This window comes from Reichenbachiella sp., assembly GCF_033344935.1.
Taxonomy (GTDB): Bacteria; Bacteroidota; Bacteroidia; order Cytophagales; family Cyclobacteriaceae; genus Reichenbachiella.
On sequence record NZ_JAWPMM010000001.1, the window covers coordinates 2,721,959 to 2,733,936 of the forward strand.

11 protein-coding genes are annotated in these 11,978 nt (G+C 39.8%); 5 read left to right on the forward strand and 6 right to left on the reverse strand.

Features of this window, described 5'->3' with window-relative positions:
• Positions 1–53: 53 nt before the first annotated feature.
• Entirely contained in the window at positions 54–1,298 is a 1,245-nt protein-coding gene (locus tag R8N23_RS11870; protein WP_318171816.1) for a hypothetical protein, read from the forward strand.
• A gap of 21 nt (positions 1,299–1,319) precedes the next feature.
• Here the strand turns inward: R8N23_RS11870 and R8N23_RS11875 are convergent, their stop codons facing one another.
• Both R8N23_RS11875 and R8N23_RS11880 read right to left on the reverse strand, forming a co-directional pair.
• On the reverse strand, positions 1,320–1,676 hold the full coding sequence (locus R8N23_RS11875; protein ID WP_318171817.1) for a DoxX family protein: 357 nt from the start codon (positions 1,674–1,676) through the stop codon (positions 1,320–1,322).
• A 538-nt stretch (positions 1,677–2,214) separates the two neighbouring features.
• Positions 2,215–2,376, reverse strand: coding sequence for a hypothetical protein (locus R8N23_RS11880; RefSeq protein WP_318171818.1), 162 nt, complete (start codon positions 2,374–2,376; stop codon positions 2,215–2,217).
• Between the two features lie 60 nt (positions 2,377–2,436).
• Here R8N23_RS11880 and R8N23_RS11885 point away from each other — a divergent pair, with 60 nt between their 5' ends.
• The 4 genes from R8N23_RS11885 to R8N23_RS11900 all read left to right on the forward strand — a co-directional run bounded on the left by R8N23_RS11885 (position 2,437) and on the right by R8N23_RS11900 (position 8,970).
• Positions 2,437–3,525 carry an efflux RND transporter periplasmic adaptor subunit gene (locus tag R8N23_RS11885; protein WP_318171819.1) on the forward strand — a complete coding sequence of 363 codons (1,089 nt, stop codon included), beginning with the start codon at positions 2,437–2,439 and terminating at the stop codon, positions 3,523–3,525.
• Between the two features lie 31 nt (positions 3,526–3,556).
• A complete protein-coding gene (locus R8N23_RS11890; protein ID WP_318171820.1) occupies positions 3,557–6,793 on the forward strand; it encodes an efflux RND transporter permease subunit in 3,237 nt (1,078 codons plus the stop codon).
• Complete coding sequence (locus tag R8N23_RS11895) at positions 6,790–8,229, forward strand: TolC family protein (RefSeq protein WP_318171821.1); 1,440 nt, start codon at positions 6,790–6,792, stop codon at positions 8,227–8,229. The genes R8N23_RS11890 and R8N23_RS11895 overlap by 4 nt, the downstream gene beginning before the upstream one ends.
• A gap of 75 nt (positions 8,230–8,304) precedes the next feature.
• Positions 8,305–8,970, forward strand: coding sequence for a heavy metal transporter (locus tag R8N23_RS11900; protein ID WP_318171822.1), 666 nt, complete (start codon positions 8,305–8,307; stop codon positions 8,968–8,970).
• A gap of 29 nt (positions 8,971–8,999) precedes the next feature.
• On the opposite strand, the gene R8N23_RS11905 is transcribed toward R8N23_RS11900, so the two are convergent.
• Genes R8N23_RS11905 through R8N23_RS11920 form a run of 4 tightly spaced genes read right to left on the reverse strand, consistent with a single transcriptional unit; the run spans position 9,000 to position 11,951 of the window.
• Positions 9,000–10,550 (reverse strand): NFACT RNA binding domain-containing protein, encoded by a 1,551-nt coding sequence (locus tag R8N23_RS11905; RefSeq protein ID WP_318171823.1) that lies wholly within the window; start codon positions 10,548–10,550, stop codon positions 9,000–9,002.
• Positions 10,551–11,312, reverse strand: a complete 762-nt coding sequence (locus R8N23_RS11910; RefSeq protein ID WP_318171824.1) for an MBL fold metallo-hydrolase — start codon at positions 11,310–11,312, stop codon at positions 10,551–10,553. It lies immediately after the preceding gene.
• Complete coding sequence (locus tag R8N23_RS11915; protein WP_318173574.1) at positions 11,309–11,584, reverse strand: hypothetical protein; 276 nt, start codon at positions 11,582–11,584, stop codon at positions 11,309–11,311. Before R8N23_RS11915 ends, R8N23_RS11910 begins: the two co-directional genes overlap by 4 nt.
• Positions 11,574–11,951 (reverse strand): response regulator, encoded by a 378-nt coding sequence (locus R8N23_RS11920; RefSeq protein ID WP_318171825.1) that lies wholly within the window; start codon positions 11,949–11,951, stop codon positions 11,574–11,576. The genes R8N23_RS11915 and R8N23_RS11920 overlap by 11 nt, the downstream gene beginning before the upstream one ends.
• Between the last annotated feature and the right edge of the window lie 27 nt (positions 11,952–11,978).

Genomic DNA, 11,978 nt, shown 5'->3' on the forward strand with positions numbered 1-11,978 from the left:
ATTAGGCCTTATGCGCTTAATTTATCTATCTGACTTAAATGAAGCCTGAATAAATGGAGATTCTTGATACTTATCTTGAAGATAAAAGTACTTATCAATTCGCTGAAGAGCCCTTATCACTGCAGAGTGAGTATTTCAACGTTAATATTTTAAAAGAAATAGAAAAATTAGGAGGGAAGATTGATATCAATCCTGTACTAGTAGTTTCCGCTCAAGTGCTGAGTTATGCTCAGTTTTCTAAGTTTTTCAAGTCGCAGAGAAAAATGAGCGAGGAGGATAGAAAGAAATTTGTAGAAAACTATTTTGCTCATTGTGGATTTGGAAAGCTTTCTATGCGTTCTATTTCAAACAAAGGTGGACATGCAGAGCTTATATCAGATCATTTTGCGTCGGCGTGGTTTAAGTACTTTGGGGAGCGACCAAAAAATCAACCTGGTGTTGGGTACTTTGTTTGTGGTTTTTTATGTGGTGCAGTAGAAGCTATCTACGAAGTGCCTTCCGGTACCTTTGATGGGAAGCAAACGATGTGTATATCAAAAGGTGACAATAAGAGTAGATTTGAAGTATTTAGAGGGCTTAGAAGAACCCTTAATCCATCGCCCTCGGTAGGAAAATCACAGGAAGAGGATGAACCTTTGACAGATACAAGTGGAATTAATGATTTCAAGGTTATCGAATTGATCAGAGATTTACACCTGACGGGTCTAGCTACTGATAAAGGGTTGATTGAATATTTTGGTGCGTCATGGACAAAGATTTACGCCAATTATTATCCGCTGGTCATGATCAAGTTATTGATGCAAGCAGAGAAAAAATTGGGCAAAGGAGGAGTAGGTCATATTCGAAAAATATTCACAGAAGGGGCAGAAAAGAACGCCTACTTTATTCTAGGCAAAGTGTTAAATTCTGACTTCTGGAAAGAAAAAATTACTGGAATAGTCAGCACCGATACGAATGGCATGTGGCATGCCTGTTTAGACATCATGAGTGCATTTGGCTGTGGAAAGTGGGAATTGGCTGAAGGCAGTTCGACTGAATATAAAGTGAATGTGATCAACAACCCAGAAACTAATGCCTTCTTGAAGTTGGTGGGTAACACCAAAGCGCCTTTAGGTTATTATACTGGAGGTTTCTTAACTGGCCTTGCTCACTATATCCGTACCAATCCAAATACAGATAGCGTAGATGCGTCTTTTGTAGAAGAAATGGCTACTTCAAAAGGAGACATTTCTTACAAGGAAGAACAATCAAGAATGATGGGGTCGGAAAAGGATACGCTCATGATTCTTGTGCATTAGAATCACGAGCGCAATTTATTGTCAATCAGATAAATGCCCGGACATATACCAAGCACCCCCTGCGAGCGCTAAATCTTTGAGTAAACTCGGCATGCTTGAGTCGTTTCCATTAGTAACGGCCACTAGGTGAACGAGAATAGCAAAAAGTAATAGCATCAGACCCAATAATTGAGTGGCCATTTTAGCTCTTTTGCCGATAATTATGGCTACTGCTGCTGCAATTAGTGCTACTCCAGTTAGGTAGACCCATATTACTCCGCCTGGAATAAATGATGGAACCATTCCAGCCATTCCGTTAGCATTCATTAAATGGAAAATTCCAAAAACAGCCATGGGAATTGCAAACATGTACTTTCCAGCTACTGGTAGATTGTTCATAATAACTTTGGTTTTGTTGAATAATAAAATAAATGTATCAACAGATAAATTACTCATTTGACGTCAAATTAACAACTCGTCGGAAGCAATTGATTTGTAACTTTCCGTAGAATTTAGATTCAAATTATTTATCGGTTACTTTTAAATCATAATTCGTATATATTTGAGCTATAAGTTTGTATACTATATACATTGAAGAGTAAATATTTCCATATCATTCTTTCTCTACTGCTTACTATAGCAGTTACGGATTATATCTGGATCGAATTATTTGAAGATCATAAGGTTGTTGCGGAGCTTGAGATTGAAAAGGAAAAGGAAAAAGAACTCGAAGAGGAATTAAGAGAAAAGACAAATTCAGAAACCAAGCATTCTTTCTTAGATGTCAACTGGTTTTACTCTTCAAATTCAGTCTTAAGTAAAGCCCCTTCAAATAGTAATTTCTTTAAACATGGCAATTCTTTTTGCCCACTTGTATTTAGTAACCCTCCCAAATTATATATTCTGCACGGCCAGTTACGGCTTCATAGTTAATTAATTACAATTCAGATTGATTTGGTTCTATGCCAGGTCTGAAAACCTCATTTTCTTCCAGCTTTTTGAATGCATCATTTTTTTTCAAAATGTCAGCATTCAATGATCGTAAATAATTAACAAGTGTTTGTGCCCACCTTGGGTTAGTTGGTGTTGCTCTATGCAATAACCGGTTTTTTCCATCCCAAAGTGTAGGATTCAAGCCAACACACATAAGAATATAAAAATGAATAAAATCGATATTTTGATAGCTCTAAGCCTAATCATTGGGTTTTCGAGCTGTGATTCACACAAAGGTCATCATGAGCTGCAAAGCACATTTGAGGTGACAAGCCCGATTAAAAAGGATACTTCAGTTACAAAACATTACGTAAGTCAAATTCACTCTTCACAGCACATTGAATTGAGAGCCTTGGAAAGGGGCTATTTGGAAAAGATATATGTAGACGAAGGACAATTCGTAAAGAAAGGACAGTTGATGTTTCAGATTATGCCACGGTTGTATCAAGCAGAATTGCAACGTGCTCAAGCGGAAGTGCATTATGCTCAGATTGAGTATGAGAATACGAAGCAACTTGCTGATAAAAATGTAGTAGCACCCAACGAACTAGCATTGGCTAGCGCCAAATATGACAAGGCAAAGGCAGAGTTGGCATTGGCACAAGTGCACCTGGACTTCACGCAGGTGCGAGCGCCCTTTGATGGCATCATGGATCATCTGCATGTAAGACTGGGAAGTTTGGTAGAAGAAGGTGAATTGCTCACAACCTTATCAGACAATCATGAAATGTGGGTTTATTTTAATGTGCCTGAGGCTGAGTACCTCGACTATAAGGTGGAGCTAAGTCATGATAAAGAGCACCCCTTGAAAGTGAAGTTGATGATGGCTAATAATAAACTGTTTGAAAATGAAGGAGTGGTAAATACGATCGAAGCTGACTTCAATAATGAAACCGGAAATATTGCATTCCGTGCTACATTTTCAAATCCAAGAGGGTTACTACGACATGGTGAAACAGGCAATGTACTCGTAGAGGCTAAGCTGAAAGATGCACTGCTGATCCCTCAAAAGACGACTTATGAAATATTGGATAAAAAATATGTATTTGTGATAGACAAAGACCAAATGGTTAGGTCTCGGCAAATCAAGGTAGGAGCAGAGTTGCCGCACATCTATGAAGTAACCGATGGACTAAAAGAATCTGATAAAATCCTTTTGGAAGGTTTACGAAAAGTGAGAGAAGGTGATAAGGTCGCTATTGAGTATGTTGATCCCGCCACTGTATTGTCTCAGCTGGATTTATACTCAGAGTAATTCCATTCTCCACTAAAAATATCATATAATCATGTTTTTAAGCAGAATCATACGCAGACCGGTGTTGGCTATCGTCATATCCGTCGTCATTTTGTTTTTGGGTGGGCTGGCCATTAGGGTATTACCTATTTCTCAGTTTCCATCTATTGCACCTACTACCGTAAATCTTTTTATCGCCTATCCAGGTTCTAGTGCAGAGGTATTGGTGAATTCTACACTCATCCCTTTAGAGCAAGCCATAAATGGCGTGCAAGGCATGCGCTACATATCGTCAGATGCAACCAGTGCTGGAGAAGCAACTATCAGAGTGATTTTTGAGCCGGGCACAGATCCAAATCAGGCGGTGATCAGGGTCAAAACACGGGTAGATCAGGTGATGCCATTATTGCCACCTTTGGTACAACGAGAAGGAGTAATTATTTCGCCCATTCAGCCCAGTATGCTCATGTACGTGAACCTATACAGCGAGGATAAAAATGCTGATGAGAAATTTTTGTACAACTATGCGAATGTTAAAATGATTCCTGAAATCCAGCGTATCACTGGGATAGCACGTGCTCAAATTTTGGGTAGTAGGCAATTTGCCATGCGAATTTGGTTGAAACCGGATCGAATGCGAGCCTATAAAATATCCGCCGAAGATGTGATGGACGCCATGCTCGAACAGAGTATAATTGGGAGACCGGGCAGACTCGGCAGAGCAGACGGAAAAGAAGCCCAATCACTCGAGTATGTCTTGACCTATCAAGGCAGGTATAATAAGCCAGAGCAATATGGAAATATCATTATTCGATCGAATGAAGAAGGTCAAAATATCCATTTGAAGGATATTGCTACTGTAGAATTAGGTAGTGAATTCTTCGATATTTATTCAAACTTGGATGGACTCCCATCTGCCTCAATTGTATTAAAGCAAACCGTAGGAAGTAATGCTTCTCAGGTAATAGATGATGTAAAGGCGAAGTTGGATGAAATGAAAGGGGACTTTCCGCCGGGTATGGATTATAAAATTAGCTATGATGTATCCAATTTTTTAGATGCTTCGATCGAACAAGTAGTGCATACGCTTAGGGATGCCTTTATTCTTGTGGCTCTCGTTGTCTTTGTATTCTTAGGTGACTGGCGGTCTACTTTGATTCCCATTATTGCTGTCCCAGTTTCGCTTATTGGGGCCTTTTTTGTTATGCTGACGTTTGGTTTGTCAATTAATCTCATCACACTTTTTGCGCTCGTATTGGCTATTGGAATTGTGGTTGACGATGCGATTGTAGTAGTAGAAGCAGTACATGCGAAGATGCACGAAAAGAATCTGTCACCCTATTATGCGGTGAAAGAGGTGATGGGGGAGATCAGCGGAGCTATCATCGCTATTACTTTGGTTATGGTATCAGTATTTGTTCCTATAGCCTTTATGCCAGGGCCTGTTGGTACGTTCTATCGTCAGTTTTCCATTACCATGGCAAGTTCTATCATTTTATCGGCAGTAGTAGCCCTTACTTTGACTCCGGTTTTGTGCGCCATGTTGTTGAAAAACGCACATGGTAAACCTAAGAAACGCTCTTTGGTAAACAAGCTGTTGGATGGGTTCAATAGTGGATTTGATAAGGTAACCAATAAGTATGTGAAGTTATTGAAGGTTATTGTAAATCGAAGAATGGTGACCTTTGGCATTTTGGGAGCGTTTTGTGTGGGTATTTATTTTGAAAACCAAATTCTGCCAACGGGATTTATTCCTAACGAGGACCAGGGAACGATTTATGCCATCATACAGACTCCTCCAGGGGCCACCTTGGAACGCACCAATCAAATTGCCCACGAACTTCAGCGAATTTCTGAGAAAATTGATGGAATCGAGTCAGTTTCAGCACTAGCTGGTTATGAGATCATGACGGAAGGTCGCGGTTCAAATGCCGGTACTTGCTTGATCAATCTTAAAAACTGGGGAGATCGTGAACATTCAGTTCATGAAATTATGGAAGTGTTAGAAGAAGAAACGAGAAACCTCGGAGCGATAATAGAATTCTTTGAACCGCCTGCCGTGCCTGGTTTTGGAACCTCTGGAGGATTTTCGATGCGAATGTTGGATAAGACCAGCTCCACAGACTATCAAGAATTTGATAAAATCAATGGTAGTTTTATGGATGCCTTAAGAGCGCGTGAAGAGATAACAGGTCTGTTCACCTTTTTTGCAGCAAATTATCCTCAATATGAAATAGAGATTGACAATGAAGCTGCTATGCAAAAAGGAGTCTCTATTGATGCCGCCATGGAAAATCTAAACATTCTCATTGGAAGTACCTATGAGCAAGGTTTCATACGGTTTGGCCGATTTTTCAAGGTGTATGTACAAGCTTCTCCAGAGTATCGCCGATATCCATCGGATTTGGATGGATACTTTGTGAAAAATGAGCATGGAGAAATGGTACCATATTCTTCGTTTATGAAATTGACCAAGCGTCAAGGACCGAATGAAATTACCAGGTTTAACTTGTACAACTCGGCTTCTATAAGAGGCTTACCAGCCCCGGGGTTTACAACAGGAGATGCTATTGCAGCAATACGCGAAGTAGCTGCAGTTAATCTACCCCGCGGATACGACATTGCTTTTGAAGATTTGTCTTATGATGAATCACGCCGGGGAAATGAGGGGGTCTACATATTCATTATCGTCCTCATTTTTGTGTATTTGGTATTGGCGGCGCAGTATGAAAGTTTTCTACTGCCGTTGGCTGTGATACTCTCATTGCCTGTAGGGGTGTTTGGGTCGTTCTTAATGCTAAAAGCCATGGGACTGGCAAATGATGTATATGCACAGGTTGGTTTGATTATGTTGGTTGGGTTGCTTGGTAAGAATGCGGTACTAATCGTGGAATTTGCTGTACAGAAGCATCAACAAGGCCTGTCAGTATTCGACGCTGCCATCGAAGGTGCCAGAGTGCGGTTTAGGCCTATTTTGATGACTTCATTTGCTTTTATCGCCGGTTTAATTCCTTTGGTGATCTCTCATGGAGCTGGTGCTGTAGGTAATCAAACGATTGGTTCATCCGCTATGGGTGGTATGTTGATTGGAACTTTCTTCGGAGTGATCATCATACCAGGTCTGTACTATGTATTCGACACTTTGGCCGAAGGGCGCAATTTAATCAAAGGCGAAGAGCATGAGCCGCTGACCGAGGAGTATGTCCATACGATGGAAGATCGGGACAAGATGCTCAAGCAGATACATCAAGAGAAGTTAGGTGCAAACCAAGAAGATAAAAGCAAATGAGACGCATAGATATAAAAATTGTAAATAGAACGCTGGTGATCGTATTATCGGTGTTGGCCATTCATGCCTGCGCACCAAAACTCACCGTGATGGATGCTGATCCGAATATACCCGAGCAGTTTGATCAGCCTCAGGATTCGACGAACACAGCCGATGTGCAGTGGCGAAATTATTTTACTGATCCAAACCTGGTGGCTTTGATCGATACCGCACTGGCCAACAACCAGGAGCTAAATATTTTCATGCAAGAAATTCAAATTGCGAGAAATGAAGTTCGAGAAAAGAAGGGCGAGCTGCTACCTACGGTAAATGTGGGGGCTGGTGCAGGCATCGATAAAGTGGGCAGATATACGAGAAACGGTGCGCTAGAGGCCACTACTGATATTGAGCCTGGCAAGGAGTTTCCTGAGCCTTTGCCTGATTTTGTAGTTGGTGCTGCTACTACGTGGGAGGTAGATATTTGGCGCAAGTTGCGCAATGCCAAGAAATCGGCTTTCACTAGATATTTAGCGAGTGTTGAGGGTCGAAATTTTATGGTGACCAATTTGATAGCTGAGATTTCCAATTCGTACTACGAACTATTGGCACTCGACAATCAATTAGCCTTGGTGCAGCAAAATATCCAGATTCAATCGGATGCCCTTGAGATCGTAAGATTACAGAAGCAAGCGTCGCGAGTTACAGAATTGGCCGTACGGAGGTTTGAAGCTCAAGTATTGGATACGAGGAGTCTACAATATGACATCCAACAGAAAATCGTAGAAACGGAAAATGAAATCAACTTTTTGCTTGGTCGATATCCACAGCCGATTCCTCGGAATGCTGCCTTGTTTGAAAGTTTCGTACCAGATGTAGTGAAGACGGGCGTGCCATCTCAATTGTTGGAAAACAGACCTGATATCAGACAGGCTGGATTAGACCTGGAGGCTGCCAAGCTGGATATCCAAGTGGCTAAGGCCAGATTTTATCCTTCACTAGGAATCACAGCGGGTGTAGGATACCAAGCGTTCAATCCAAGTCATTTGCTATCTACGCCTGAGTCATTGGCTTTTTCACTCACGGGTGATTTAATAGCTCCATTGGTTAATCGTAATGCCATCAAGGCCATGTATTATAGTGCCAATTCGGCTCAGATTCAAGCTGTATACAACTATGAGCGTACGATTTTAAACGCGTACATAGAAGTAGCTAATCTGATGTCCAAATCTAGCAATCTTCAGAGTAGTTATGATTTGAGGGCACAGCAGGTAGAGGCATTGAATCAATCTATTGAGATTTCCAATTTCCTCTTTAGGTCAGCACGGGCGGACTATATGGAAGTGTTGCTTACCCAGCGTGAAGCGCTGGACTCCCGGTTTGATTTGATAGAAACCAAGATGGAGCAGTTACATACCTGGATCAATATCTACAAGGCACTAGGTGGCGGATGGGAATAAGCCATTAGTGCAAACCAAAACGAAGGGGAGGTGCAGACCTCCTCTTTAATCATTCAACAATAAAACTTAAATACAATGGGAAAAATAATTCGACAGAAGCTTCCGACTGAATATAGTATCGGAATCCTATTATTAATTTTCGTCTTGTCCTTCTTCTTATCTGGCCGTTTGTTTGAGACGCATGCAGAAGGACATGTGCCCAACTTATACATAGGTATGTTCTTGGTCAGTGTGGTAGTGATTGTAATGGTGTTTATCCTTTGGGAAGAATTGTTCTTTCCGATTAAGATCAACCCTACGAATGAAGAAGTGATTTTCAGAAACCATAGAAACAAACTAAAGATTCAAGTATTGATCTACCTGACCATTCCAGTTATTTTGGGGTTCTTGTATGTCAATTACAAGGTGAATCTATTTAGTTTCATTCCATATGCGTTGGTGTGTTTGATTGCTCCTGTAGTAGGAAAGCTGGGAACAGGCATTAATAACTACAATGATTTCCTGAGATTAAGCGAAAGCGAGATTGAATATAAAAACAACGAACTGGAGGGTGTCTTACAAGTGACTGATATTACGGGCTTGGCTTTAATAAAGGATGAAGATGGCATCATCAGCAAACTGGATGTTACTACTCAGGATCATGCTCAGTTGACTATAGACCTAGATGAAATGGAGCTGGAAGAATTTTATGACGTCATAGAAGAATATTTAGGTTTGCATTACACAGATCTATTGAAGTAGCAGATCTATAGGATCTAATCTAGAGTACATTATTGGTGGATCTCTCTTTTGGGTTCCACCAATATGACTTCTTCTTTGGATAGTAAAACCTGTCCAGGTAAGCTGCCTTTAGGCTTTCTTACATATTTCTTTTGCGTATATATGACCGGGCATAGGGTGTCAGATTTGCGTTTTGAATGCCATGCAGCTATTTGAGCCACTTGCTCTATTATCCCAATAGGTATCTTGATGCCATTTGGATTACGGATGATGACATGAGAACCTGACACATCTCTGGCATGTAACCAGAGGTCGTCTTTTTTAGCAAATTTTTGTGTAAGCAGGTCATTATTTTTGGCATTCTTCCCTGCAAAAACTTGAAACCCTTCGATCTCAAATTCTATGAATGGCTTTGGCTCTTTGGTGTTAGATTTTTCACCTGTTTTTTCGAGCGTTTTAAGCTTGTTGATATCATCCATTGAAGAAATTAAATCCTTACGCTCGATCAGTTCTTTAAGAATTTTCTTTTTGGATAGGATATTTTTCTTCAAAACCTCCACTTCTTTAGATTGATTTTTGGCTTTTCTGTAGAGGTGTTCAGCGTTGTGCTGTAGGGACAGTTTTGGTTTTAATTTGATTTTAACCTGCTCATTGGCATAGAAGTCGAACAATTCAATATGGCTTGCTGACGGATCCAGTTTAAGATGAAGGTTGGCCATTAGAATATTGGCCAACTCATCATATCCTCGACGATTTTCAATTTCTGTCAATTTGTTTTCGTTCTGGCTGATATAAGATTCACATTTCTTTATTTCCTTGTTGACTTGAGTAAGTAGCTTATTTTTAAGTTGAGCGAAGCCTTGATTGGAGAAAAAAGAACGAGCCAGCTGATTCGAAACTTCAATTGGATTGTTGTACACTTCGTACGCTGTGTCTGGCCTTATTAGTCGTAGTCCAGGAACCTCTTTTAACAGATAGAAATTTGAATCATTAAGTTCAGATAGCACTGATTCAAGTACATTCATTTTAGTTTCTAAAGGTTGGCCTTCTTCATAAAAACCTTTGACTTTGAGATGATTCTTAATATGCTTGTCGAAAGTTGGGTAAATCTTGAATAGATCAAAACCGACGTTAATGATAGCCTCTTTGCTTTGATTGATGGGCCTGTCTAAATCATTAAGTTTTAGTTGTTGATCTTTTTCAATATTGTTTTTGAAAAGTGATAACAGTTCATTTTTCTGAAACAAAAGAATGTTTGAATGGCGACCGTGCAGTTTGAACAATAGCTCAAAATTCTTTTCAAATTGGATGGAAAAGGATCTTTCATTTTCAAATTGTCTTACATTAAGTACATGTTGACCTGACAGTTCGCTAAACAAATCCACCGAATTTTTCTTAGCTCTGGCAAATGAAGTAGGAAATGAAAGGAGGGACGATTGACCGTCTAAATTGGCTTTAATGAAAAAATTTGATCGGTCATTGATAAAGCATAAGACCAACTCATTTTTATTTTGTGAAAAAATGGCAGAAATCTTATTTCCTACTAAATGCTTACTCAACTCATTAGAGAGTGCCTTGAGAAAGTAGTAATTGAATTGCATCTATCCGTGTAATATTAGTCCATCATGCGCCAAATGGACATTTTCTGGTAATTCCTTTTGAACCTCTCGATGTGTACCCATATAATGCCCAATATGCGTTATATAAGCTCTTTTGGGCTTTATTTCTCCTATAAAATCAATGGCTTCGTCTAGCGTAAGGTGGGAGATATGTGATTTTTTTTGCAAGGCATTGATTACTAACACGTCGAGCTCCTTGAGCTTTTCCCTTTCTTTGTTGGATACCGTTTTTGCATCAGTGATGTATGCCATGTTATTGATGCGAAATCCATAAACAGGGAGTTTGTAATGCATCACCTCAATAGGTATGATTTTTACTCTATTGATTTCGAAGGGTTCATTTTTGATTGGATTCAAAGTAACACTAGCTACTCCGGGATATTTGGTTTCAGCAAACATATATGCATATTCATGCCTTAACTGATTCAGTACAGATGGCCTTCCATATAGTGGCATGTCCATTTTTTGCTTAAAGTTGAAGCTGCGGATGTCATCTAATCCAGCTGTATGGTCTTTGTGTTCATGCGTATACAATACAGCGTCTAAATGATCTACTCGATTGACAAGCATTTGCTGTCTGAAATCAGGGCCAGTGTCTATCAATAGATTCGTGCCATTCTGCTCGATCAAGACCGAAGACCTTAATCGTTGGTCTTGATAATCTACACTTCGACATACTTCACATTTGCACGCAATGACTGGGATGCCTTGCGAAGTACCGGTGCCGAGAAAAGTAAGTTTCAAATCTTAAGGGCAGTTTGAGATAGCTCTTTCAATAAAGCTTTGTTTTTATCGTTTAGGTTGCTCGTGTCAAGTTTCACTTCTTTCAAGATTTCCAGCAAACAATTAATCTTTCCATCCAAGGTGTAAAATTTGTTAACGATAGCGACTTTCGTGTCTTTCAATACACAATAACCAGACTGAAAGTTTCCTTTTTCATAGCGAAGCACATAGTCCGATTCTGAAAAAAGATCTTCCAGCTTGTTCAGAAAGTGCTTCGAGTATTTAATCATCAGACGAAATGTAAGCTTTAACCTTGTCAACCAAGATATCGAAGTTCAGAGGCTTTGGGATGTACTCGTTGATTCCGACTTCTTTGAAGTCGTTGATAGAGTAATTTTTGGCATTACCAGTAATGGCCAATATTGGAATTTTAGATTTAATAGGATCTGCCATTTTTCTTATGGCCTTGGCACATTCCATACCATCCATTTTAGGCATATTAATATCCATTAAGATCAAGTCATAATCTTCTACATCCAGCTTATCTAAAACTTCCTGACCATTTTTTACAGAAGTAATACTGAAGTTTTGAATCTCTAGTATTTTTTTGGTTAAGTTTTGAATGACCGAACTGTCCTCTGCAATAATTATTTTTTTCATAGAAGGATTATTAAATGACTTGCTTCC

Bases quoted from the DNA above. Each gene is read 5' to 3' on its own strand.
- R8N23_RS11875 (WP_318171817.1), bottom strand. From the start codon at position 1,676: ATGAACAATCTACCAGTAGCTGGAAAGTACATGTTTGCAATTCCCATG.
- R8N23_RS11890 (WP_318171820.1), top strand. From the start codon at position 3,557: ATGTTTTTAAGCAGAATCATACGCAGACCGGTGTTGGCTATCGTCATA.
- R8N23_RS11885 (WP_318171819.1), top strand. From the start codon at position 2,437: ATGAATAAAATCGATATTTTGATAGCTCTAAGCCTAATCATTGGGTTT.
- R8N23_RS11905 (WP_318171823.1), bottom strand. From the start codon at position 10,550: ATGCAATTCAATTACTACTTTCTCAAGGCACTCTCTAATGAGTTGAGT.
- R8N23_RS11895 (WP_318171821.1), top strand. From the start codon at position 6,790: ATGAGACGCATAGATATAAAAATTGTAAATAGAACGCTGGTGATCGTA.
- R8N23_RS11900 (WP_318171822.1), top strand. From the start codon at position 8,305: ATGGGAAAAATAATTCGACAGAAGCTTCCGACTGAATATAGTATCGGA.
- R8N23_RS11920 (WP_318171825.1), bottom strand. From the start codon at position 11,951: ATGAAAAAAATAATTATTGCAGAGGACAGTTCGGTCATTCAAAACTTA.
- R8N23_RS11870 (WP_318171816.1), top strand. From the start codon at position 54: ATGGAGATTCTTGATACTTATCTTGAAGATAAAAGTACTTATCAATTC.